Raw genomic sequence first — 23,466 nt, forward strand, 5'->3', positions numbered from 1 at the left:
TTTAATTGTCCGAAATCGGCTGTCTGAACGGGTTTGGCGCGAAACCCGCCGCGTTCGAGGTTGCGTTCCATGCATTTCGCGAAACCCAGTGTCCTGATCGGCGCATTGATCCTGTCCGCCTGCGCCCTGCTCGCGGGGACCGGCGACGCTCGTGCGCAGGCGCGCCGCGCCGCGCCCGACACCGAGCGCACCGTCGCCTCGGGCGGCCTCAACCGCGAATACATCCTCCACATGCCCCGGGGCGCCGCTGCCTCGCCCGGCCCGCGCCCGCTGGTGATCGCCCTGCACGGCGCGCTGCAGCCGGCCGGCATGATGCAGCGCTATCTCGACCTCGACGCGGTCGCCGACCGCGAAGGCTTCGTCGTCGCCTATCCCAAGGGCCTGAACCTGCTGTGGAACGACGGGCGCAGCTCGATCGCCGGCTTCATCCCGCTGCTCTACAAGCGCGACGATGGCCGCTTCATCGTCGACCTGCTGGACAGGCTCGTCGCCGAGGGGATAGCCGATCCCTCGCGCGTCTATCTGATGGGCTTCTCCAATGGCGGCTTCCTGACCGCCTACATCGCCTGCCGCTACGCCGACCGTTTCCAGGCCTATGCGACGCTGATGATGACGGTGCCGGTCGGCTATTCTGACAGCTGCCGTCCCTCGCGGCCGATACCGATCCTGCTGATGAACGGCACGTACGATCCCATCGTGCCGATGTTCGGCCGCCCCACCCCCGGCGCCCGGCTGATGTCGGCCAACGCCACCGCCGCGCTGTTCGCCCGCCTCGACGGCTGCGCCAAGCCCGAGATTTCGAGCGCCCCGCACGCGCGCATCACCCGCTGGAAGCGCTGCGCGCCGGGCGGCGAGGTCGCCTATTACGAGGTCGCCGGCGGCCATCAGCCGCCCTCGCAGTCGACCGGAGCGGTCGACGCGCTGGCCTCCGTGCTGCTCGGGCCCCGCAGCAGCGGGCTCGACGCGCCCGAGGAGATATGGAGCTTCTTCAAGCGCTATGGCGGCCCCTCGGCCGCGCCGGTGGCGCCCGAGACCGTCATCGCCGGCCGACCCGCCCAGCCTGCCACCGCCCCGGTTGCCTCCACCTCGGCCGCCCCCACCCCGCCGGCGCGCCCCGCGCTCGCCCTCGCCTCGACGACCGGGGCGAAGCCGGCCCCGCTCTCCGGCCCCGCGCCGATCCTGCGCAACCCGGATTCTCCGGCCACCGCCTGGCAGGGCATCGTCCCGACGACGCCGGGCGCGCCGGTGGCGGCGCAGGCCGCCGTTCCCGCGCTGCACCGCCCGCTCGTGGCCGGCGCGCCGATGCCGCTCCAGTCCGACTTCGTCCGTGCCGGAACCGCGCCGGCGGCCGCGGCGAGCGCCCGCACCACCGTCGCCATGGTGCCGCTGCCGCCGCCCTCCCCGCTGCGGCGGCGCGCCGCAAGCGTGCAGTAATCGCCCACGCCGCCATGCTTTCGCCGTGAGCGCCGGGTCTAGATCCCCGGCCCTGCCCGGAAGGCGATTCGCCGGCTGGACGGGTTGACGGCCGAGGTTGCCGGCGCCATCGTCGCGACCCGATCCGGCAAGGTATTGCCGAACCATCCGAACAGGTCCGCCCCGGCGGGCTCCAAGTCGAACAGGGCGTCCGGCGGCGGTCAGCAACCGCAGCAACGGAGCGCCGGGGAACGCGGGGAAGCTTGTTGGAGACCAGACGCGGACCGGCCAGCGTAAGGCGCTCCCAGGCGGCGGGTTTCGACCTCGGCGACGAGCCACCGCTCGGCGTCGACGGCGACGCCGAGGAGCCGATCAACCGCCGCCGGGTCTCCCTGCGCTGGCTCATGGCCACGCTGCTCACCGGCATCTGCGGCGCCGCGCTGATGGGCGGGGCGGTCTATGCCGCGCTCGATGGCGAATATCGCTTCGCACAGACCCCGGAGACGGTGCGCTCGGCCCTGCGCGGCGCGCTCGCCGCCGGCGAGCGCCCCTCCAACGTTGCCCGCAAGGGCGACCGCATGTCGATCCTGTCGGAAAGCTTCAGCGCCAAGCAGACGCTGCGCCTGGCCACCACCTCCAAGGACGGCGACCGCGAGATCATCAAGGTGCGCGCCGTCACCAAGGTCGCCACCAATCTCGCCCAGGGGATCACCTCCGCCTCGGTCGACGTGCCGCGCTTCAATCCGGCCAAGCTGGTCGCCGAATCCAGCAACACCAACGACGCGGAAACCGCTCAGGCCGAGCCGACGGGCGACCTCACCATCGCCCTGCGCGACATTGGCAGCCTGCCGCCGAGCACACGCTTCGCCGCCGAGCTTCCGATGGAAGACGTGCTGATGAAGGTGCGCGAGACCGCCGAATTCAGCCTGCCGGCCGAAAGCCGCGCGCCCGCCTTGCCCGGCATCGCGACCGCCGGCGTCGGGCCGCTCGCCTATGCGCCCGCCGGCGCCGCCGACCCGGTGAAGGCGCTGCACCAGCCGGAGAATGTCAGCTCGGTCGACAAATCGGCCGAGGATGCCTCCGGCGGCAATGACTGGTCGGAGCGCACCGTCGTCGCCAAGTCGGGCGACACCATCGCCTCGATCCTCGTCGACATGGGCGTCGCCGAGGTCTCGGCCGATGCCGCCTCCTCCGCCTTCAACGCCCGCGAATTGCAGGGCAACCTCACCCCCGGCCTGCGGCTAAAGGTGCTGCTCGACGCCTCGGGCAATGGCGTGGTGCCGCTGCGCGTCGCCGTATTCGGCGACAATGGCCATCAGGGCACGGTGGCGCTCTCCGATCTCGGCAAGTTCCTCCCCGTGCAGGAGCCGGCCGACATCCAGGTCGCCGACGTGGCCCCGGACGAGGGCGACGACGAGGGCGGCGGACGCGGCATCACGCTCTATGACAGCATCTGGGAGACCGCGCTGCGCCACGAGGTGCCGCGCCCGGTCATCGAGAGCATGATCCGGGTCTATTCCTTCGACGTCGATTTCCAGCGCCGGGTGCGGGCGGGCGATTCGCTCGAAGTGGTCTATGAGCCGGACGAGGCGGGCGGCGCCGGCGGCGTGCTGTTCGCCGGGCTCTCGGTCGGCGGCGAGGAGCGGCGCTACTACCGCTACCAGACCCAGGACGACGGGCTGATCGACTTCTACGACGAGGCCGGCAAGAGCGCGAAGAAGTTCCTCGTCCGCAAGCCGATCTCGGCCGGCCAGCTGCGCTCGGGCTTCGGCATGCGCCGCCATCCCATTCTCGGCTACAGCCGCCTGCATTCCGGCGTCGACTGGGCCGACCGCACCGGCACACCGATCTATGCCGCCGGCAACGGCGTCATCACCAAGGCGGCGTGGACGTCCGGCTATGGCCGCCGCATCGAGATCCAGCACGCCAACGGCTATGTGACGACCTATTCGCACCAGTCCGGCTTCGCCAAGGGCATACGCGAGGGGCTGCGGGTGCGGCAGGGACAGCTCATCGGCTATATCGGCTCGACCGGCCTCTCCACCGGCGCCCACCTGCACTATGAGGTGCTGGTGAACGGGCGCTTCGTCGATCCGATGCGCATCCGCCTGCCGCGCGGGCGGGCGCTCGACGGGCGCGTCCTCGCCGCCTTCGAGCAGGAGCGCACGCGCATCGATTCGCTGCTGAACCACGGCCCCGCCGCCAAGGTCGCCTCCGGCGCCGGGGCGCGCGACGACGGCACCAACTGAGGGCCGCGCCATGCTGGACGGACCGCGCCTGCCGCCCCGCTCCGGCCGTCCGGCCACCTCGCTCGTCGTGCTGCTGCACGGCTACGGCGCCGACGGGCGCGACCTGATCGACCTCGGCCAGTACTGGGCGCCGCAGCTGCCCGACACCGCCTTCGTCTCCCCGCACGCGCCCGAGCCGCTGGCCATCGCCCCGGTCGGCCGGCAATGGTTCGGCTATGTCGAGCGCGACGACCGCGAGCGCTGGACCGGGGTGCAGAGCGCCCATCCCGCGCTCGACGGCTTCCTCGACGCCGAGTTGGCCCGGCTCGGCCTGCCCGGCTCGCGGCTCGCGCTGGTCGGCTTCAGCCAGGGCACGATGATGGCGCTGCACACCGGGCTGCGCCGCAAGGTCGCGCCCGCCGGCATTGTCGGCTTCTCCGGCATCCATGTGCTGCCGCCAGAGCGCGCGCTGGAGGCGTTCGACGCCGAAATCGTCGCCCGCCCGCCGGTGCTGCTGATCCATGGCGATCTCGACCCGGTGATTCCCCCCGTCGCCCTGCCACGCGCGGTGGAAAGCCTTGAGAAGCGCGGCATCGCGGTGCGCGCGCGCCTCTCCAGCGGGCTCACCCACGGCATCGACGAGATCGGGCTGACGCTGGCCGGCAGCTTCCTGGGCGAAGTCCTCGCCTGAGCGCCGCGCGCGACGGTCGCGCGGATGAAGGGCGGCGCCGGCGCGGCTCGCGCGCATACAGGCGCTTCACAAGATTGACACGCTACATATAGACTATCGCGGTGCGTCGAGCGGCGCCGATTCAGCCGTTGGCGGCGCTTCATGCAGGGAGCGAGCGTTGACGGCGACTTTGTCTCCAGGTGCCTGGCCGGCCCTCGTGCTCAACGCCGATTACCGGCCGCTGAGCTATTACCCGCTCTCGGTCTGGTCCTGGCAGGACGCGATCAAGGCCGTGTTCCTCGACCGCGTGAACATCGTCGAATATTACGAGCGTCAGGTCTCCAGCGCGACGTTCCAGATGCGTCTGCCGAGCGTGGTCTCGCTCAAGGCGTTCATCCGGCCCGCGCGCCAGCCGGCCTTCACCCGCTTCAACGTGTTCCTGCGCGACCGCTTCACCTGCCAGTACTGCGATTCGCGCGACGACCTGACTTTCGACCATGTGATCCCGCGCTCGCGCGGTGGCCAGACCACCTGGGAGAACGTCGTCGCCGCCTGCTCGCCCTGCAACCTGCGCAAGGGCAGCATGATGCCGGCCGACGCGCACATGATCCCGCGCCAGCGGCCCTTCCAGCCGTCGATCTTCGATCTGCACCAGAACGGCCGGCATTTCCCGCCGAACTACCTGCACGGTAGCTGGGTCGACTATCTCTACTGGGACACCGAACTCGACCCGTAAGCGGACGCGCCGCCGGCCCGTTCAGTCGCGCGCGGCGGCGCCCCACATGGCGACCAGCGTCAGCGCGGCGGCGATGAAGGCGTTGTAGCCGGCGAGCGAGAGGCCGAGCAGCCGCCACGGCGCCTCGTCGCAGCGCACCACGCGGGCCTGCTGGAGCTGGCCGAGAATATCCCCGTTCTGCATCGCCGGCCCGCTGCCCGAACAGGCGGTCGGCCCGGCCCAGAAGCCCCATTCGTTGCCGGCGTGATAGACCGCGAGGAAGGTGCCGAGCGCCATCAGCATCGCCGCCAGCACGATGGCGATGCGGGCCTGTCCCGGCCGGCGGGCGAAGGCCAGCAACGCGCCGACCAGCGCCAGCGGAACGCCGATGTAATAGGGGATACGCTGCTCCAGGCAGAGCGGGCACGGGGCGAGGCCGACGACGAGCTGGAAGTACCACGCCCCCGCCAGCGTGCCCGCGCCGATGACGGCGACGATCAGCCCCGCGGTGATCTGCCGGTTGCGCACGGCGGGCGAGGAAAGCGGTGCGGCGGCGGTGTGCGAAGCGGTCATGAAAGGCCCCATCTGGTCGGTTCGCGCTACAACTAGCCGCTGGCCCGCCCGGTGCAAGTCACTTGTCCGCGCAGGTCACTTGTCTGAAGCGACGGCATCTCCGGGCGGCGCGTCGGCGAGGGCGAAGCGCAGCGCCCGCGCCATCGCCGCCGGCAGGATCGAGGCGTGGTCCTCGCCGGCCATCAGCTCAAATTCCACCCGCGCCTGCGGACCCAGCTCGCGCGCCGCCCGGGCGGCGAAATCCCGCGCCCGGTCGACCATGCCGCGCCGCGCCCGGCGCGCCGCCATCTCGGCCGCCTCCGGCCGCGAGGCCTGCCAGGGCGCCAGCGCCTGCTCCCATTCCCCCACCAGCACCGCCAGCCGCGCGGGCGTGCCCCGGGCCTGCGCCAGCCCCTCGACCAGCCGCGCCTCGTCCCACCAGATCGACGGGCTCACCGCGACATGGGAGCGGAACGTGGCGCCGCCGCGCGCCAGCGCGTCGAGCACCAGCCAGCCGGCCAGCGAATGGCCGAACAGCGTCTGCCGCGCCGGATCGAGCGGCAGCATGCCCGCGACATGCGGCTTCAGCGTGCCCTCGATGAAGGCGAGGAAGGCGTCGCGCCCGCCGGTCGGACGCGCCTGTCCGGGCCGGCCGGCCTCCGCGCCGGGGCCGGCGGTGTAGTCGAAGCTTCGCCGCGCCCGGTGGTCGTCGCCCTCGGGATAGCCGATGCCGACGATGACGGCCGGTGAAATGCCGGTGGCCGGCGGGCGCACCGCGCCGCGCCGCATCACCTCGGCGAAGGTGGCGAAACCCGCATTGGCGTCGAGCATGAAGACCGCCGGGAACCCCGCCGGCGGCGCCTCGCCGGGCGGCCGGGCGAGGAAGATGCGCCACGGCCGGCCGTCGCTCGCGCCCCCTCCGCGCGCCGGGGCGAGGTCGAACCATTCGGCATCGGGCAGGGTGACGGGGTTCATCGGCAGTCGCGGAAAGGTGGGGCGAAAAGATCGGCGATAGCCAAGCTCTAGCCCATGGGCGAGGCAGCGCAAGCGCACGCTCCGACAATGGAACCATTCCAAGGAATTTCCTTTCCGTAACAGGAACTTGACCGCCTTCGGCCGCTCATGCAGAACCCTCTGACCGCCGCCGACCGGCCACCGGAGACAGGATGAGCGAGCCTTCCGCCAGAGCCGACGACCGACCGGGGGCCGGCACGGGCGCACCCGTGGCGGCACTGGCCGCCTATGCGCGCCTCGTGCGCCGGCGCCTCGCCATCCTCGCCGGGCTCGGCGCGCTGATGCTGGTGGCGCTGGTGCTCGACATCGCCACCGGCCCCTCCAACCTGCCCATCGGCACGGTCGTGACCGGCCTTCTCGACCCCGCCGCGCTGGACGCGCCCGCCCGCGTCATCATCTGGGAGGTGCGCCTGCCCTATGCGCTGATGGCGGTGCTGGTGGGCGTGGCGCTGGCGCTGGCCGGCGCCGAGATGCAGACCATCCTCAACAACCCGCTGGCCAGCCCCTTCACGCTCGGCGTCTCCTCCGCCGCTTCCTTCGGCGCGGCGCTGGCGCTGGTGCTCGGCGCCAGCCTGCCCTTCCTGCCGGCCGACTGGAACCTGCCGGCCTTCGCCTTCCTGTTCGCCTTCGGCTCGGTGCTGCTGCTGCAGGCGCTGTCCAGCCTGCGCGGCACCGGGGTGGAGACGCTGGTGCTGTTCGGCATCGCGCTGGTGTTCACCTTCAACGCGCTGGTGGCGCTGGTGCAGTTCGTCGCCAGCCAGGAGGCGTTGCAGCAGCTGGTGTTCTGGAGCATGGGCAGCCTCTCGCGGGCGACCTGGCCCAAGCTCGGCGTGCTGGGCCTCGTGATCCTCGCCGTCGTCCCCTTCGCGCTGCGGGCCTCATGGCGGATGACGGCGCTGCGGCTCGGTGAGGACCGCGCGCGCTCCTTCGGCATCTCGGTGGCGCGGCTGCGCTTCTTCTCGCTGCTGCGGGTGAGCCTGCTGGCGGCGACCTCGGTCGCCTTTGTCGGCACCATCGGCTTCATCGGGCTGGTGGCGCCGCACATCGCCCGGATGCTGGTCGGCGAGGATCACCGCTTCTTCCTGCCCGCCTCCATGCTGGCGGGAGCGGCGATCATGTCGCTGGCCTCGGTGGCCTCGAAGACGCTGGTGCCCGGCGCGCTGCTGCCGGTGGGCATCGTCACCGCGCTGATCGGGGTGCCCTTCTTCATGGCGCTCATCTTCGCGCGGCGGGAGCGGCTGTGATGGCGCCGCCTCCCCCTGCCCCTGCCCCTGCCTTTGCCGCCCCGCGCCTGCGCATCGACACCCTGTCGGCCGGCTATGGAAAGCGCCGCATCCTCGACGGGTTGACCCTGCCCGCCATTGAGGGCGGCGGCGTCACGGCGCTGATCGGCCCTAATGCGGCCGGCAAGACGACGCTGCTGCGCGCGCTCGCCGGCCTGGTTCCCGCCAGGGGCTCGATCCGCCTCGACGATGTCGAGCTGACCGGGCTTTCCGCCGCCGGCCATGCGCGCTTCGTCACCTACATGCCGCAGGCGCTGCCCCAGCGCGTGGCGCTGACCGTGTTCGAGGCGACGCTCTCGGCGCTGATGTCGGCGAGCGACGACGCCCTCTCCACCATGGAGGCGCATGAACGCGCGCTCGCCGCACTGGAGCGGCTCGGCATCGCCGAACTGGCGCTGCGCGGGCTCGACGAACTCTCCGGCGGCCAGCGCCAGCTCGCCAGCCTCGCCCAGTCGCTGGTGCGCGAGCCGACCGTGCTGCTGCTGGACGAGCCGACCAGCGCGCTCGACATCCACCATCAGCTCAGGGTGATGCAACTCGTCGAGGAACTGGCGCGCGAGCGCTCCATCATCGTCGTCATCGTGCTGCACGACATCGCCCAGGCCGCCCGCTATGCGCGGCGCATCGTGGTGCTGGAAAAGGGCGCCGTCGCCGCCGACGGCACGCCGCACGAGGCGATCACCCCGGCCATGCTGGCGCGCGTCTACAAGGTGGAGGCGCGGGTGGAGACCTGCGCGCGCGGCTTCCTGCAGGTGATCGTCGACCGGGCGCTGTGAGCCCTTTCCTTTCCTCTCCCCGTCGGGGAGAGGGAGCAGGTCACCCCCGCAAGGTGGCGCCGCCATCGACATAAAGATCGGCCATGGTGATGTGGCTGGCCCGCTCCGACAGCAGGAAGGCCACCGCCTCGGCCACATCCTCCGGCGTCGCCAGCTTGCCGAGCGGGATGCCGGCCTTGAAGGTCTCCGGCGAGCCGGCGATCACCCGCGCCGCGCCGCCCGCATCCGCCCACATGCCGGTCTGCATCGGGGTGAGCGTCGAGCCGGGCGCCACGATGTTGCAGCGAATGCCGTGCGGGGCGAGTTCCAGCCCGAGGCAGCGGGTAAACATGGTCGCCGCCGCCTTGGAGGCGGCATAGGCCGACATGGCGTGGCGGGGAATGCCGGCGGCGTTGGAGCTTACGGTGACGATCGCCCCGCGCCCGCGCGGCTGCATCGCCCGCGCCACCGCCCGGCAGACCCGGAACACCCCGGTGGCGTTGATGTCGAGCACGCGCTCCCACTCGGCGTCGGACAGGCTCACGACCGGCTCATAGGACAGCACGCCGGCGACATGGGCGAGCAGGTCGATGGGGCCGGCCTCGCGCTCGACGCGGGCGACGAGGGCGTCGACCGCCTCGCTGGAGCGCACATCGAGCAGGGCCGGCGTCACGTCGGGGCCGAATTCGGCCAGCGCCGCGAGCCCCGCCTCGTCGCGGTCGGTCGCCACCACGCGGGCGCCCTCGGCGAGAAGCACGCGCACCACGGCCGCGCCGATGCCGCCGGCCGCCCCGGTGACGAGGGCGAGCCGCCCACTCAGACCGCTGTCGCGCATGCCGCCTTCTCCTCTTCTCGTCCCTCGTATTCCGCCAGCGCCCGCGCCAGCACCGGCGCGACGACGGCGGTCGCCCCCACGCCGGTGAGATGGGCGTGCAGCGAGGGAACGTCGATCACATGGATATTCGCCGCATGGTCCGACCACATGGACGGCGAAAGATCCCGGTCCTTGTGGTCCAGCGCCGCGCGGAAATGAAGAACCACGCCCTCGTAGCGGCGATGATAATGGCCGCGCACCAGCGCACTGTTCGACGCCACCACGCGCGCCACCCCGTCCAGTGCCGCGTCGGGCAGCATGCCGAGCGGGCTGTCGGAGGCGCGCAGGAAGGCGAGCACGCAGGCGCGGTTCAGCGCCAGCGCCGGGAGCCGGTCCGGGTCGTGGCCGGCCAGCGCGACCAGCGCCTTCAGCGCGGCGCCCTCGTCCGGCTCGGGCTCGGCCCGCCAGCAATCGGCCGGGTAGGAATCGAGCATCGCCAGCACGCCGACATCGAGGCCCAGCTCGCGCAGCCGCACCGCCATGGCCTGCGCGATGATGCCGCCGACCGACCAGCCGACGAGATGGTAAGGCCCCTGCGGCCACGCGGCGCGGAGGCGCGCGACATAATCGGCCGCCAGCGCCTCCAGGCTTTCGGGCGTCGCCGCATCCGGCGCCAGTGCGGGCGCCTGCACGCCATAGACCGTGCGGCGGGGCGAGAGCGCGCGCGCCAGCCGGCCATAGCACCAGGCAATGCCGCCGGCCGGATGGATGGCGAAGAGCGGCGGCAATGCGCGATCGCCTTCCACCAGCGCCACCAGCGGCGTCAGCCCGGCATCGCCCACGCCGTCGCCGGCATCGAGCAGGCGGGCGAAGCCCTCGACGGTGGGCTGGGCGAACAGCGCACCGAGGCCGGGATCGCGCCCAAACGCCTCGCGCACGCGCAGCAGCAGCGCCACCGCCAGCAGCGAATCCCCGCCCAGCGCGAAGAAATCGTCCTCGGCCGATACCGGCCCGCCGGCCCTGAGCAGTTCGGCGAACAGGGCGGCGATGCGCGCCTCGGTCGGCGTTTCCGGCGCGCGCGCGCCGGTCCCGGCAAAGTCCGGCGCCGGCAGCGCGCCGCGGTCGAGCTTGCCATTGGCGTTCACCGGCAATGCGTCGAGTGCGACGAAGGCGGCCGGCACCATGTAGTCCGGCACCCGCGCCGCCACGAAGCCCTTCAGCGCGGCGAGGTCGGCGCCGGGCTCGGGCACGACATAGGCGACGATCCGCGTCGTGCCGCCATCCTCGCGCGCGACGATCCCCGCCTGCCGCACGAGGCCGGAGGCCATCACCGCCGCCTCGATCTCGCCAAGCTCGATCCGAAGGCCCCGGATCTTCACCTGATGGTCGGAGCGGCCGAGGAACACCACCGCACCGTCCGGACGCCACAGAGCGAGATCGCCGGTGGCATAGATCCGCTCGCCGGGGCGGAACGGGTCGGGGCGAAAACGCTCGGCGGTCAGGTCGTCGCGGCCGAGATAGCCGCGCGCGAGCTGCACGCCGCCGAGATACAGGTGCCCCGGCACGCCGGGTGGCTGCGGCCGGCCCGCCTCGTCCAGCACGTAGAGCCGCGTGTTCCACACCGGGAAGCCGATCGGCACCGGGCGCGAGCGGTCGGCCTCGTCCGCCGGCCAGAAGCTCACATCCACCGCCGCCTCGGTCGGCCCATAGAGATTGTGCAGCTCGGCGCGCACCGTGCGGTGGAAGCGGTCGCGCAGATCCGCCGGCAGTTCCTCGCCGGAGCAGAAGACGCGAGCGAGGGCGAGCCCCCGCGCGCGCGGCTCGTCCAGAAAGGCGGCCAGCATGGAGGGCACGAAATGCGCCGTGGTGATCGCCTCGTCGCGGATGAGGGCGGCAAGCGCCACCGGATCGCGATGCGCTTCCGGCGGGGCGATGACGAGACAGGCACCGGCGAGGAAGGGCAGGAAGAACTCCCACACCGAGACGTCGAAGGTGGCGGGCGTCTTCTGCAGGATGCGGTCGGCGGCGGTGAAGCCGTAATGCTCCCGCATCCATTCCAGCCGGTTGACGATGGCGCGGTGCTCGACGACCACGCCCTTCGGCTCGCCGGTCGAGCCGGAAGTGTAGATCACATAGGCCGCGTCGCCGGGGGCCGGTCCCGCCGGCAGCGGATCGGCCAGCATGGCTGGCCATTTTTCGGGAGGAAAAATCTTATATTCGTCGGCAAAATTTTGCCCGGAGGCCGCTTCCGCCAGTATCAGCCGGGGCCGCGCCGAGCCGAGGATGCGGGCCAGCCGCGCCTCGGGCTGGGCGAGGTCGAGCGGCAGATAGGCCGCCCCGGCGCGCAATATGGCGACCAGCGCGATCACCAGTTCGAAGGAGCGCGGCAGCGCCACCGCCACGAGGCTCTCCCGGCCCACGCCGCGCGCCGCCAGCGCCTCCGCCAGCGCCGCGCTGCGGGCGTCGAGCGTCGCATAGTCCAGCGTGCGTCCGCCGAAGCGCAGCGCCGGGGCGTGCGGGGTCGCGCGCATTTGCGCCTCGATCAGCGCGGCTAGCGTGGTGTCGGGGACGGGATGGTCGGTGGCGTTGAGCGCGAACAGATGCCGGCGCGCCTCGTCCGGCGTCGCGGTCGGCACCTCACGCAGCGTACCCGCCGCGCTCGCCGCCTCGATGAAATGCGTCAGCCGCGCCGCATGCGCCTCGACCGTGCCGGCGTCGTACAGCTCCGGGTTGGCGTCGACCTCGAGGCGCAGTCCCTGCGACCCGTGCAGGCGGAAGGTGAAGGTGATGTCGTCCACCAGCCCGGTGGAGAGCACTTCCAGCCGGCAGGAGAGCCCGTCGAAGCGCGGCGTCTCGTCAAAGGGCAGCAGGTTGATCAGCGGCCCGTGCAGCCGGCGCTGGCCGCCGACGAGGCGCAGGTCGCGGCGCAACTGCTCGGAGCGGTAGCGCCCGTGCCGGCGCGCGCGGGTGAGGCTCCTCGCCACCGCGCCCAGAACCTCGTCGAGCGGGGCGTCCTCGTCCGACGCGACGCGCAGCGGCAGCACGTTCATCAGCATGGCCGGCACCCGCGCCGCCGCGCTGCCGAGCCGCGCCATGAAGGGGACGCCGACGACCACCTCCGGCGTTCCGGTGTGGCGGCGCACATAGGCCGCCGTCAGCGCGGTGACGACATCGGGCCACGGCACGGCGGTGCGCTCGCCCGCATCCCGCAGCCGGGCGAAGGCGGCGCCGTCGATCTCCACCGCGCGGCGATGGAAGCGCGGCGCGCTGGCGGGCAGGCCGGGTGCGAGGCTCGCCACCTCCGGCCGGTCGGCGAACAATTCGCGCCAATAGGCGCCGTCCGTCTCGCGCTTGTCCGAGACGCGATAGGCGGCGTCCTCCTCAAGCGCTGCGGCGAGGCCCGGCAGCTTTGCCCCCGCCTCGCTGCCGCGACGGCGCGCATTGTAGAGCTCGGCCACGCGCTGGGTGAGCAGGATCATGCCGTAGCCGTCGATGGCGAGGTGATGGATGCGCTGCTGCCAGACATGATGCCGGGGGCCGAGCACGAAGAGCCGCTCGGCGGCGAGCGGATCGCGCGCCGGGTCGATAGGGGTCGCCATGTCGCGGGCGATGTCCGCTTCGGCGGCGGCGAGCGGGTCGGGCGCCTGCGAGACGTCGATCACCTCCAGCGCCGGGCGGCGGGCAGGATCGACGATCTGGCGCGGGCCGGCGGGGTCGTCGACCATGCGCAGCGCCAGCGCCTCGGCTTCCGCCACCGCCTGCGCCAGCGCGGCCTCGAAGGCCACGCGGTCGAGCGGGCCGGTCATCTCGATGTACTGGCCGGTGTTGAACAACGGGTTCGCGGGATCGAGCCGCTGCGCGTACCACAGCCCCGCCTGCGCCTCGGTGAGCGGATGCGCCGTGCCCGGCCGCTCGTTCATGGCGTCAGCCGCCCCGCGCCTTCTGGCGGGCGTCGACCAGCGCCCACCAGCCGTCGAGCGTCGGGTCTTCGGCGAACTCGGAGAATTCGAGGTCGAGCCCACCCTCGCTCCACATCAGCACGAGATTCATCGCCCGCATGGAATCGAGGCCGAGGTCGATCAGGCTGTCGCCGCCGGCGATTTCCTCGGGGTCCTCGTGCAGCATCTTCGCGATGTCCGCGCGCATCTTCTCGCGCGTGACCGGGGCGGCGGGGGTGACGATGCGCCTGATGTCGCCGGGCTCGAGGACCATCACAGAAGCTCCACTATCCGCGCGGTCGGCAGCGGCACGCCGCACACATCGGCGACATAGGACAGCGCGAGGTCGTGCTTCGCGCGCGAGAAATCGGCCAGCGCGTCGGCCGCCATGAAGGGCTCGATATCGCGCATGAAGGCATCGGCGGCGGTGAGGGTGCAGCCGATATGAGCGTAGACGCCGGAAATGATGAGCTGGTCGCGCCCGCGCGCGCGCATCAGCGTCTCAAGGTTCGAACGCTGGAAGGCGCTGTAGCGGTGCTTCACCAGTGTGAGGTCGCCCGGCTGCGGGGCGAGCGCGGCGAGGATCGGCTGGTGCTCGGCCGCCGCGCTCATGCCCGGCCCCCAGAGGTCGGCCTGAAGCCCCCGGTCGCGCCGGTCCTGATTGCCTTCCTGCGCGGTGTAGAACACCGGCACGCCGGCCCGGCGGGCGGCCGTCGCCAGCGCCGCGATATTGGCGACGACGGGGGCGAGCGGGGAGGCATCGGGGGTGAAGACGCGCAGGAAATAGTTCTGCATGTCGTGGATCAGCAGCGCCGCGCGGTCGCGCTCCAGCGTCCACGGCGCGCGGGCCGCCGGCACCTCATGGGCGCGCGGCAGCTCGTAGGGGGGAATCGTCGGCAGGCCCTTGGTCGCGGACACGCTCAGCCCTCCGCCTGTTCGAGGAAGCGTCGGCGCAGGCTGGCGCGCAGTTCCTTGCGCGAGACCTTGCCGACGGCGGTGGTCTCGAAGCCATCGACGAAGACGATCTGGTCCGGCACCTTGAAGTCGGCGAGGCCGCGCGTGCGCATCCACGCCTTCAGCGCGGCGGCCTTGGGCTTCTGCCCTTGAGCGATCACAAAGGCGCAGGAGCGCTCGCCGAGAAAGTCGTCGGGCAGCGACACCACCGCCGCGTCGAACACGCTGGGGTGGCCGAGCAGATGGTCCTCGATTTCCTCGGCCGAGATCTTCTCGCCGGCGCGGTTGATGTGGTCGTTCGCCCGGCCCTGCACGACGAGGTAGCCCTCGGGCGTGCGCTTCACCACGTCGCCGGTGCGGTAGAAGCCGTCCTCGGTGAAGGCGCGGGCATTGGCCCCGTCATTATTGTGGTAGGCGCGGATCGTGTAGGGCCCGCGCGTCAGCAGGTTGCCGGCCTCGCCCTCCGGCACCGGGCGGCCCTCGTCGTCGAGGATCAGCACCTCATCGTCGGGGCTGATCGGGCGGCCCTGCGTCGAGACGATGGTCTCCTCGTCGTCGTCGAGGCGGGTGTAGTTCACCAGCCCCTCGGCCATGCCGAACACCTGCTGGAGCGTGCAGCCGAGCACGGGGCGCACCCGGCGGGCGGATTCGGTGAGGAACTTCGCCCCGCCGACCTGCAGTACCTCAAGCGAGGACAGGTCGTGCGACGTGTTGGGCGCCGCCTGAAGCCAGAGCAAGGCGAGCGGCGGCACCAGACCCGTAATGGTCACGCCCTCGCGCGCGATCAGCGGGAAGGCGACTTCCGGGCTCGGCGAGGGGGCGAGCACCACGCGCGAACCGGCGTAAAGCGCGCCGAACACGCCGGGCGAACTCATGGGGAAATTATGCGCCACCGGCAGCGCGGCGAGATAGACGCTGGAAGGGCCGAGCCGGCAAATCTCGGCGCTGGCGCGGAACGAATAGATGTAGTCGTCATGGGTACGCGGGATCAGCTTGGAAAGCCCGGTCGAGCCCCCGGAAATCTGCAGGAAGGCGACCTCGGACGGATCGGCATCTTGAGGCAGCGCCACCTCGTCGCCTGAGGGAAGCGCGGCGAGCGAGGCGAAGTCGCCGCCCTCGCCGACCACCACGATATGGTCGAGCGCCGGCACCTCGCGGCACACCTCCCGCGCCAGCGGACGGTAGTCGAAGCCCTCGTGTCCGGCGGCGAGGATGTAGCCGCGCGCTTCCGCCATGCGGGCGAAATGGACGATCTCGACGCTGCGATGGGCCGGCAGCGCATAGACCGGGATCAGCCGCGCGCGGAACAGGCCGAACACCACGGAAAGGAATTCCGGGATGTTGGGCAGTTGCACCACCACCCGGTCGCCCGGCTTCAGCCCCAGCGCCAGCAAGCCGCGCGCGATGCGCTCCGCCCGCGCCTCAAGCTCGGCGAAGCTCCAGCGCTGCTCGCCGCCGACCACGGCGAGGCGGTCGGGCATCTCGCTCGCCCGCGCGCGCAGGAAGGAGCAGAACGTCTCCCCGCGCCAATAGCCCTTCGCCCGGTAGCGGGCGGCGCATTCCCCGGGCCAGACCTGCCGCAACGGTATCACGCGCGATCCTCCACGAGCGGCTGGCCATCCTCGTCGATGCCGAGCGCGGACAGCAGGGCGGCGAACTTGGCCGAGGTCTCCTCGCCCTCGGCGACCGGATCGGACCCCGGCACGATGCCCGCCCCGGCATAGAGCCGCGCCTCGCGGCCGGCGATCTCGGCGCAGCGAATGGCGACGTGCCAGTCGCCGTCGCCCGCCGCGTCGCACCAGCCGAGGGCGCCGGCATAGAAGCCGCGCTCATAGCCCTCCAGCTCCGCGATGGCCCGCGCCGCCGGCAGGCGCGGCGTGCCGCAGACGGCCGGGGTCGGGTGCAGCAGCAGCGCGAGGTCGAGCGCGGAAAGCGAGGCGTCGCGCAGCCGGCCGGCGATCGACGTGCGCAGGTGCCACATGCTGGCGGTCGCCGCCAGTTCGGGCTGGTCCGGCGCGTAGAGTTCCACGCAATGGGGCGCAAGCTGGTCGAGAATGGCGGCGACCACCTCGCCATGCTCGCGAAGGTCCTTCTGCGAGGCCATCAGCGCCTCGCCCGCCGCGCGGTCGGCGCCGGTCTCGGGCAAGCGGCGGGCCGAGCCGGCCAGCGGGCGCGAGGCGATCGCCGTACCGCGCCGGGAGACCAGCAGTTCCGGCGTCGCGCCGACCAGCGCGCGGCCGGGGGCGCCGCCTTCCAGCGGCACGCAGAAGGCGGTGACGCTGGTATCCTCCGCCAGCGCGCGCAGCAGCGCGGCCGCATCGACCGGGCGGTCGGCGACCAGTCTGAGGCTGCGCGACAGCACGATCTTGCGCAGCCCCTCTTCCGCGCGGGCGAGGCGGGCCAGCGCCTCGGCCACCGCATAGCGATAGGCGGTCAGCGAGGGTTCGGCCCTCACCTGCCAGCGCGGGGCGGAGCCCTCCGGCGCCTTCACCAGCGCCGGCGGGGAGAAGGCGGCGGCAAAGCAGGCCCGCCCGGCGCTGAACGTCGCTTCCGCCGGACGGTAGAGATGGGCCGGCGCGCCGGTGTCGAAGGGCAGCGCGCCGACGATGAGGCGGGGCCCGGCGACGGTGCCGGCGAGCAGGGAACGCACCTGCTCGCCCGGCGGCACCGGGCCGGCGGTCACGTGATCGAGGCAGCCACGGCCGACAAGGGTCTGTCCGGCCGAGGCCAGCGCGAAGGGCAAGGCGGGGGCGAAGGCCGCCCTGCCGGCGGCCGCCGGCTCCGCACCGTCACCCATGCGCATCGCTCCGTGGCTCGACGTCATCGAAAGGCAGCCTCCGGCGGGGCGCGATCAGGGCTTGATCAGGGTGACGGTGTCGCCATAGGGGTCGACCATCGGCACCGGGCGGGCGCGCCCACCCTCACCCGCAGGCGGCGCGCCGGCAGGAGCGGCGGCAGGAGCGGCGGCAGGAGCGGCGGCAGGAGCGGCAGCGACGGCGGGCTGCGGCGCGCCGGGAGCCGCCGGGGCGGCACCGGCGGGCGGCGCCGGCGGGCGCGGACGGCCGGTGCTCTTCACCTTGTTGGAGACATAGGCGTTGCCGGTGGCGGCATCGACGGTCACGGTCTGCGGCATCGAGCCGGTGACGACATTGGCGACCGGCTCCAGCGTCTTGGTGTCGACGAGGCTGGTGAAGCCGGCCTGCCGGTTGGTGACGTAGAGAATGCTGCGCGTGGGATCGATGGCGAGGCTCAGCGCGCCGGCGCCGGTCGGGATCTTCTTGATCACCTTGCCGTCCTTCGCGTCGAGCGCGACCACCTCGCCCGAGCCCTGATGGGCGACGAAGACCTGATCGCCGGACGGGTCGTAGACGAGGTTGATGGCGCCCTCGCCGCCGGAGGGGAAGCGGTTCGTGACCTTCCTGGTGGCGAGATCGACCACCACCACCTCATTGGCCTGCAGAGCCGAGAGGAACAGCCGGTTGTTCCTGGCATCGAGCGAGATGCCGGCGATGCCGCCCGGAATATCGTCGATGCTGTCGACGATCTCCTTCTTGGCGCCGTCGATGATCCACACCGAGGACGGCGTGTCGCGCATGCCGAGCACGGTCACATAGGCGCGGTCGGCCGCCTCGTCGACCGCCACCTCGCGCACATGCGCCTTCTCGCCCTTGGCCAGCTTGGCCACCACCTTGCCGCTGGCGAGGTCGATCACCGCCAGCGAGCCGTCGCGGGTCTGGGTGCCGTAGAGCGTCTTCGTCTTGTTGTTGATGCCGAGGCCGAACACCGGGTCGTCGCCGAGCGCGATGGTCTCCTTCGTCTCCAGCGTCGCCGGGTCGAGCGCGTAGACGAAGGTCTCGCTCGCCCCGCGGGTGCCGGCGGCGGCGACATAGACGCGGTTCATCGGCCCGCTGAAGACCAGTTCGTACAGTCCCGCGCCGGGCTTCACCGATTTGACGAATTCGGGGTCGGCGAGGGCCGCGCCGGTCAGGCCGAACAGCGCCACGGTGGCGAGGGCGAGGCGGCGCAGGCGGGGCCGGGCAAGGGTCGCGTCGATCGGCATCGGGTGTCTCCGTTGATGGACAGGTGCGGGTGAGGCCGCGCGGCAGCCCCGGCTGCGGCCGCGCTCAGTCGAGGTCGATCCAGTTCGGCCCCTCGACCGGCACGGCGAGGAAGCGGACATTCACCTCCGCCACCGTCTTCTCGACATCGAGCCCGGCGAAGCGTTCGGGATGAACCCACTTGGCCAGAATCTCGACGGTGAAGAGGTCGAGCGGCGAATTCAGCATCTGGTGCGAGAGGCCGTGCACGCGCTTGTCGCGCACCGCCGCGAGCCCGGCGAAGCCGGGACGGGCGACCACGCGCGCCAGCGTCTCGCGCGCCTTCTCAAGGGTGTATTCGGGCCCGATCAGCAGCCCGGCGGTGCCTTCCATATGGCTGCCGCCGGTGGCGATGTAGACCTGCGGGTCCTGCGCCACGACATATTCGAGGTTGAGCTTGCCGAAGGCGCGCGGGATCACCGCCGCGCCGATATTGGTGCCGCCCACCGCCTCGATGATGTCGCCGACATTGCCGCGGCCGGGGGAATTGCAGCAGTCCGCCGTCATCGCCGCATGCGGTTCGAGGAAGACGCGCGGGCGCTCGCCCTCCTTCAGGCCGGCGAGCTTGTCCGTCACGGCGTCGAGATGGGCGCGGCGGAAGGCGAGGAACGCGCTTGCCTGCGCCTCGCGCCCGGTCGCCGTGCCGAGCAGAGCGAGGCTCGGTTCCACATTGGCGAGCGGGTGGGTGAAGAAGTCGATCACCACCACCGGGATGCCGGCCGCCTCGATGCGGGCGCGCTCCTCCGGCGAGGGCTGCGAGCCGAGCGAGAACACGGCGAGGTCCGGCCGCGCCGCCACCACCTGCTCGACCGAGAGCGCCCCGGCCGAGCTGGCCACCCGGGCGAGCCTCTCGATGGCGGGGAACTTCGCCGCATAGGCTTCATAGGTGCGCTTGCCGATGCGGTTGATGTCGCGCGGCCAGGCCGCCAGCACGCTCACCGGGTCGGGATGGATCAGCGCCAGCGCGACGAGGAAGCGCCCGTCGTCGATCAGCAGCCGGCTCGCCGGCGCGGCGAGCTTCACCTCGCGGCCGGTTACGTCCTTCAGAACGACCTCGGCGCGGGCAGGCGCGGCAATGGCCAGAAGAGCGAGAGCCAATCCCAGCAACAGGCCGGACTGTCCGGCCGGGCGGAAGGGAAGCAGGCCGCGAAGGGAAAGGCGCATGGGCGGAAGGCACCGACGGTGGAGCAATTCACTGCCGCCTAATCGGCTCTTCGCGCCGGATGTGTCAACTAAACATTTTGTAATTGCTTGTTTTTAATTAGTCTAATTTAGAGATAACGAGAATACAGATTTTCTTTTACTTCACGTCAGGAACGATGTCTTGACGTCGCGTCATCACTTCGCCGTGCGCGGGGCGCGCGCCCTGTCGCGAAACCGACGCACGACTCTGCAAAGAGGTTTCGTGCCCGCGCGGGCCGGCGCGTCCGTGCGTCGTCGGCTCGAACGAATGCGGGCGATTGGCTAAAGATGGCGCGGGACCCCGTCCCGGAGCCGGCCGACCGCGTTCGGCAGTGAGACTGTGAGGCCGCCATGCGCGTCGCGATGATCGGTACCGGCTATGTCGGGCTCGTGTCCGGCACCTGTTTCTCGGATTTCGGCCATGAGGTCGTCTGCGTCGACAAGGACGCCGACAAGATCGAGCGCCTCAAGCTCGGCGAGATCCCGATCTTCGAGCCCGGCCTCGAGGATCTGGTGCGCCGCAACGTCACCAGCGGGCGGCTGCAATTCGACACCGACCTGACCCAGGCGGTGCGCGAGGCCGAAGTGGTGTTCATCGCGGTGGGCACGCCCTCGCGGCGCGGCGACGGCCATGCGGACCTCTCCTATGTCCACGCCGCCGCCCGCGAGATCGCCCGCGCCGCGCAGGGCTTCACCGTCGTCGTCACCAAGTCGACCGTGCCCGTCGGCACCGGCGCCGACCTCGAGCACATCATCCGCGAGGAGGCCCCCTCGGCCGACATCGCCGTGGTCTCCAATCCCGAATTCCTGCGCGAAGGCGCCGCCATCGAGGACTTCAAGCGCCCGGACCGCATCGTCATCGGCACCGACGACCCCCGCGCCCGCGAGGTGATGGCCGCGCTCTACCGCCCGCTCTCGCTCAACGCCGCGCCGCTGCTGTTCACCGGCCGCAACAATGCCGAGCTGATCAAATATGCCAGCAACGCCTTCCTCGCGATGAAGATCACCTTCATCAACGAGATGGCCGACCTGTGCGAGAAGGTCGGCGGCGACGTGCAGGAAGTCGCGCGCGGCATCGGCCTCGACCGCCGCATCGGCCCGAAATTCCTGCATGCCGGCCCCGGCTATGGCGGCTCGTGCTTTCCCAAGGACACGCTGGCGCTGATGCGCACGGCGCAGGAGGCCGGCACCCCGCTGCGGCTCATCGAGACGGTGACGACGGTGAACGACAGCCGCAAGGCGGCGATGGGCCGGCGCGTGCTCGACGCCATCGGCACACCGCCGCGCGGCGCCACGGTGGCGGTGCTCGGCCTCACCTTCAAGCCGAACACCGACGACATGCGCGACAGCCCGGCGATCAACATCGTGCAGTCGCTGCTCGACCGCGGCGTGCGCGTGCGCGCCTTCGATCCCGCCGGCATCGAGGAGGCGCGCAAGGTGCTGCCCGCCGGCGTCGACTATGCCGGCGACCCCTATGACTGCGCTGAGGGCGCCGACGGCCTCGTCATCGTCACCGAATGGGATGCCTTCCGCGCCCTCGACCTCGACCGGCTCAAGGCGCTGCTGCGCCGGCCGGTGGTGGTCGACCTGCGCAACGTCTACCCGCCCGCCGACCTCATCGGCCGCGGCTTCACCTATGTCGGCATCGGGCGCGGCACGCTCGACTAGCGCGCCCGGCAGGGTCGCGCGCCCCTTCGGCGAGCCGGCGGGGCGCCCGCTTTTCTGATTTATTCAAGTTCTAATCTTTTGTTTTTAATCGTCTTTTTCATCCGGCGCCGTGGCGTCCGGGGGCCACCCTGCCTATTGTCGCGCCGTTCGCACGAGGCGATCGGATCGATGGAGCACGGCGTGCCACTGGCTCGGATTCTGGCAGTCATGGGAATGGTGGCGGCACTCGCGCAGCCGGCGCCGGGCGTGGAACCGGCGCCCGCGCAGCGCATTCTGGCCATCGGCGGCGCCGTCACTGAGACGCTCTACGCGCTCGGGCTTGAGGACCGCATCGTCGCCGTCGACACGTCGAGCACCTATCCGCCCCGCGCCCTCGCGGAAAAGCCGAATGTCGGCTACATGCGCGCCCTCTCGCCGGAGGGCGTGCTCTCCGTCGGGCCCGACCTCATCATCGCCGTGGAAAGCGCCGGCCCGCCCGACGCCGTGAAGGTGCTCAAGGGCGCCAGCATCCCCTTCGAGACGCTGCCGGAGGCGCGGGACGCCGAGACCGTTCTCGCCAATATCCGCCGCGTCGCCCGGCTTGCCGGCGTGCCGGAGCGCGGCGAGGAACTGGCGCAGGCCATCGCGGCCGATTTCGCCGCGCTGGCGCAGATGCGCGCGCGCATCGCCGCCCCGCGCAGCGCCATCTTCGTGCTCTCCGCCTCGGGTGCCGCGCCGGTCGTCGGCGGCGCAGGCACCGGCGCGCAGGCCATGTTCGATCTCGCAGGCGTCGCCAACGCGGTGCAGGGGCTGAACGGCTACAAGCCGGCCGTGGGCGAAGCCCTGCTGGCCGCCGACCCCTACGCCATCGTGCTGATGAAGGACCAGAACCACGCGCTTTCCGACGACGCCATCCGCGCCATGCCCGCCTTCGCCGGCGCCCGGGCGACGGCGGAAGGCCGTCTCTTCCGCATCAATGGCGGCTATCTCCTGAGCTTCGGGCCGCGCACGCCGCAGGCCGCGCGCGACCTCGCCGCGCGCGTCTATCCCGAACTCGACCTGCCGGCGCTGCCGGCGCGCGCCTGGGCCGCCGGGACGCCGTGAGCGCGACCGAAACCGTGAGCACACCTCCGGCCGGCGCGCCCCGTCGCCCCGTCCGGCGGTGGCGGGTGTCGTTCGCCATCGGCCTGTGCGCCGGCGTGGCGCTGGCGGCCTTCCTCGCCTCGCTCGCCATCGGCCCGGTCACGCTCTCCCCCGGCCGGATCGCTGAAATCCTCGGCGCCGCGCTGCGCGGCGAGCGGGCGGGCGGGGCCGCGCTGCGGGAAAGCGTAATCGTGCTGGATGTGCGCCTGCCGCGCACCCTGCTCGGGCTGCTGGTGGGCGGCGGCATCGCGCTGGCCGGGGCGGTGACGCAGGGCATCTTCCGCAACCCGCTGGCCGATCCCGGCCTCATCGGCATCTCGAACGGCGCCGCGCTGGCGGCCGCCATCTGGATCGTGCTCGGCGCGCATTTCGCCGGGGTGCTGCCGCCGGCGCTGGCCGATGCCGGGCTGCCGCTCATGGCCTTTGCCGGCGCGCTGGTGGCCACGGTGGTGCTCTATCTGATCGCGACGCGGGAGGGGCGCACCTCGGTCGCCACCATGCTGTTCGCCGGCATCGCCATCGCCGCGCTCGCCGCCGCCGGCACCGGGCTCACCGTGTTCGCCGCCTCCGACCAGCAATTGCGCGACTTCACCTTCTGGTCCTTCGGTTCGCTCGGCGGCGCCACCTGGCAGAAGGTGGCGGCGGCGCTGCCCTTCATGGCGGTGCTGGCGCTCATCTGCGGCCGGCTGGTGCGGGCGCTCGACGCGCTGGCGCTCGGCGAGGCCGAGGCCTTCCATGTCGGCATCGACGTGCAGCGCGCCAAATGGCTGGCGATCCTCGCCATCGCCGCCGGCGCCGGCGCGTCGGTCGCGGTGGCCGGCGTGATCGGCTTCGTCGGCCTCGTGGTGCCCCATCTCATCCGGCTGCTCTTCGGCCCCTCGCACCGGCTGCTGCTGCCCTGCGCGGCGCTGCTCGGCGGGGGGCTTCTGCTCGGGGCGGATGTGGTGGCGCGCACCGTGGTGAGCCCGGCCGAACTGCCGCTCGGCGTCGTCACCGCCGGATTCGGCGCGCCGTTCTTCCTGTGGCTGCTGCTGCGCCAGCGCGTGGGACTGACGGGCTAG

At 71.8% G+C, this 23,466-nt stretch carries 19 protein-coding genes; 9 read left to right on the plus strand and 10 right to left on the minus strand.

Annotated features, from left to right (window positions below; genetic code table 11):
- The first annotated feature begins 69 nt into the window (after positions 1–69).
- From GBB76_RS10680 to GBB76_RS10695, 4 genes are all read left to right on the plus strand, one after another.
- Complete coding sequence (locus GBB76_RS10680) at positions 70–1,434, plus strand: PHB depolymerase family esterase (protein WP_152303283.1); 1,365 nt, start codon at positions 70–72, stop codon at positions 1,432–1,434.
- A 242-nt stretch (positions 1,435–1,676) separates the two neighbouring features.
- The gene (locus GBB76_RS10685; protein ID WP_246668892.1) at positions 1,677–3,662 is read left to right on the plus strand and encodes a M23 family metallopeptidase; all 1,986 of its coding nucleotides are present in this window, start codon (positions 1,677–1,679) and stop codon (positions 3,660–3,662) included.
- A 10-nt stretch (positions 3,663–3,672) separates the two neighbouring features.
- On the plus strand, positions 3,673–4,332 hold the full coding sequence (locus GBB76_RS10690; protein WP_152303284.1) for an alpha/beta hydrolase: 660 nt from the start codon (positions 3,673–3,675) through the stop codon (positions 4,330–4,332).
- A gap of 157 nt (positions 4,333–4,489) precedes the next feature.
- Entirely contained in the window at positions 4,490–5,047 is a 558-nt protein-coding gene (locus GBB76_RS10695; protein WP_152303285.1) for an HNH endonuclease, read from the plus strand.
- 21 nt (positions 5,048–5,068) lie between these two features.
- Here the strand turns inward: GBB76_RS10695 and GBB76_RS10700 are convergent, their stop codons facing one another.
- Positions 5,069–5,599, minus strand: a complete 531-nt coding sequence (locus GBB76_RS10700; RefSeq protein ID WP_202911078.1) for a disulfide bond formation protein B — start codon at positions 5,597–5,599, stop codon at positions 5,069–5,071.
- A gap of 75 nt (positions 5,600–5,674) precedes the next feature.
- Positions 5,675–6,553 (minus strand): alpha/beta hydrolase, encoded by an 879-nt coding sequence (locus tag GBB76_RS10705; RefSeq protein WP_152303286.1) that lies wholly within the window; start codon positions 6,551–6,553, stop codon positions 5,675–5,677.
- Between the two features lie 191 nt (positions 6,554–6,744).
- Here GBB76_RS10705 and GBB76_RS10710 point away from each other — a divergent pair, with 191 nt between their 5' ends.
- Both GBB76_RS10710 and GBB76_RS10715 read left to right on the plus strand, forming a co-directional pair.
- A complete protein-coding gene (locus GBB76_RS10710; RefSeq protein ID WP_152303287.1) occupies positions 6,745–7,836 on the plus strand; it encodes an iron ABC transporter permease in 1,092 nt (363 codons plus the stop codon).
- On the plus strand, positions 7,836–8,651 hold the full coding sequence (locus tag GBB76_RS10715; protein WP_152303288.1) for an ABC transporter ATP-binding protein: 816 nt from the start codon (positions 7,836–7,838) through the stop codon (positions 8,649–8,651). Before GBB76_RS10710 ends, GBB76_RS10715 begins: the two co-directional genes overlap by 1 nt.
- A 40-nt stretch (positions 8,652–8,691) precedes the next feature.
- Here GBB76_RS10715 and GBB76_RS10720 read toward each other — a convergent pair whose 3' ends face one another.
- From GBB76_RS10720 to GBB76_RS10755, 8 genes are all read right to left on the minus strand, one after another.
- Positions 8,692–9,465 carry a 2,3-dihydro-2,3-dihydroxybenzoate dehydrogenase gene (locus GBB76_RS10720; RefSeq protein ID WP_152303289.1) on the minus strand — a complete coding sequence of 258 codons (774 nt, stop codon included), beginning with the start codon at positions 9,463–9,465 and terminating at the stop codon, positions 8,692–8,694.
- Positions 9,447–13,364 (minus strand): non-ribosomal peptide synthetase, encoded by a 3,918-nt coding sequence (locus GBB76_RS10725; RefSeq protein ID WP_152303290.1) that lies wholly within the window; start codon positions 13,362–13,364, stop codon positions 9,447–9,449. Before GBB76_RS10725 ends, GBB76_RS10720 begins: the two co-directional genes overlap by 19 nt.
- Positions 13,365–13,368: 4 nt before the next feature.
- Positions 13,369–13,656: a phosphopantetheine-binding protein gene (locus GBB76_RS10730; protein ID WP_152303291.1), complete on the minus strand. Its 288-nt coding sequence runs from the start codon at positions 13,654–13,656 to the stop codon at positions 13,369–13,371.
- Entirely contained in the window at positions 13,656–14,300 is a 645-nt protein-coding gene (locus tag GBB76_RS10735) for an isochorismatase family protein (protein WP_152303292.1), read from the minus strand. Before GBB76_RS10735 ends, GBB76_RS10730 begins: the two co-directional genes overlap by 1 nt.
- 2 nt (positions 14,301–14,302) lie before the next feature.
- A complete protein-coding gene (locus tag GBB76_RS10740; RefSeq protein ID WP_152303293.1) occupies positions 14,303–15,928 on the minus strand; it encodes a (2,3-dihydroxybenzoyl)adenylate synthase in 1,626 nt (541 codons plus the stop codon).
- Positions 15,925–17,133, minus strand: a complete 1,209-nt coding sequence (locus GBB76_RS10745; RefSeq protein WP_152303294.1) for an isochorismate synthase MenF — start codon at positions 17,131–17,133, stop codon at positions 15,925–15,927. The genes GBB76_RS10740 and GBB76_RS10745 overlap by 4 nt, the downstream gene beginning before the upstream one ends.
- Before the next feature lie 54 nt (positions 17,134–17,187).
- On the minus strand, positions 17,188–18,396 hold the full coding sequence (locus tag GBB76_RS10750; protein WP_152303295.1) for a YncE family protein: 1,209 nt from the start codon (positions 18,394–18,396) through the stop codon (positions 17,188–17,190).
- A gap of 64 nt (positions 18,397–18,460) precedes the next feature.
- Positions 18,461–19,597, minus strand: coding sequence for an ABC transporter substrate-binding protein (locus GBB76_RS10755; RefSeq protein ID WP_152303296.1), 1,137 nt, complete (start codon positions 19,595–19,597; stop codon positions 18,461–18,463).
- A gap of 369 nt (positions 19,598–19,966) precedes the next feature.
- Here GBB76_RS10755 and GBB76_RS10760 point away from each other — a divergent pair, with 369 nt between their 5' ends.
- The 3 genes from GBB76_RS10760 (at position 19,967) to GBB76_RS10770 (ending at position 23,466) form a co-directional block, all read left to right on the plus strand.
- Entirely contained in the window at positions 19,967–21,283 is a 1,317-nt protein-coding gene (locus GBB76_RS10760; RefSeq protein WP_152303297.1) for a UDP-glucose/GDP-mannose dehydrogenase family protein, read from the plus strand.
- Positions 21,284–21,463: 180 nt separating this feature from the next.
- A complete protein-coding gene (locus GBB76_RS10765; RefSeq protein ID WP_246668893.1) occupies positions 21,464–22,366 on the plus strand; it encodes a hemin ABC transporter substrate-binding protein in 903 nt (300 codons plus the stop codon).
- Between the two features lie 65 nt (positions 22,367–22,431).
- Complete coding sequence (locus tag GBB76_RS10770; RefSeq protein WP_152303298.1) at positions 22,432–23,466, plus strand: iron ABC transporter permease; 1,035 nt, start codon at positions 22,432–22,434, stop codon at positions 23,464–23,466.

This window comes from Ancylobacter sp. TS-1, assembly GCF_009223885.1.
GTDB lineage: Bacteria > Pseudomonadota > Alphaproteobacteria > Rhizobiales > Xanthobacteraceae > Ancylobacter.

Bases quoted from the DNA above. Each gene is read 5' to 3' on its own strand.
- GBB76_RS10730 (WP_152303291.1), bottom strand. From the start codon at position 13,656: ATGGTCCTCGAGCCCGGCGACATCAGGCGCATCGTCACCCCCGCCGCC.
- GBB76_RS10745 (WP_152303294.1), bottom strand. From the start codon at position 17,133: ATGGGTGACGGTGCGGAGCCGGCGGCCGCCGGCAGGGCGGCCTTCGCC.
- GBB76_RS10710 (WP_152303287.1), top strand. From the start codon at position 6,745: ATGAGCGAGCCTTCCGCCAGAGCCGACGACCGACCGGGGGCCGGCACG.
- GBB76_RS10700 (WP_202911078.1), bottom strand. From the start codon at position 5,599: ATGACCGCTTCGCACACCGCCGCCGCACCGCTTTCCTCGCCCGCCGTG.
- GBB76_RS10750 (WP_152303295.1), bottom strand. From the start codon at position 18,396: ATGCCGATCGACGCGACCCTTGCCCGGCCCCGCCTGCGCCGCCTCGCC.
- GBB76_RS10705 (WP_152303286.1), bottom strand. From the start codon at position 6,553: ATGAACCCCGTCACCCTGCCCGATGCCGAATGGTTCGACCTCGCCCCG.
- GBB76_RS10720 (WP_152303289.1), bottom strand. From the start codon at position 9,465: ATGCGCGACAGCGGTCTGAGTGGGCGGCTCGCCCTCGTCACCGGGGCG.
- GBB76_RS10715 (WP_152303288.1), top strand. From the start codon at position 7,836: ATGGCGCCGCCTCCCCCTGCCCCTGCCCCTGCCTTTGCCGCCCCGCGC.
- GBB76_RS10680 (WP_152303283.1), top strand. From the start codon at position 70: ATGCATTTCGCGAAACCCAGTGTCCTGATCGGCGCATTGATCCTGTCC.
- GBB76_RS10755 (WP_152303296.1), bottom strand. From the start codon at position 19,597: ATGCGCCTTTCCCTTCGCGGCCTGCTTCCCTTCCGCCCGGCCGGACAG.
- GBB76_RS10760 (WP_152303297.1), top strand. From the start codon at position 19,967: ATGCGCGTCGCGATGATCGGTACCGGCTATGTCGGGCTCGTGTCCGGC.
- GBB76_RS10725 (WP_152303290.1), bottom strand. From the start codon at position 13,364: ATGAACGAGCGGCCGGGCACGGCGCATCCGCTCACCGAGGCGCAGGCG.
- GBB76_RS10690 (WP_152303284.1), top strand. From the start codon at position 3,673: ATGCTGGACGGACCGCGCCTGCCGCCCCGCTCCGGCCGTCCGGCCACC.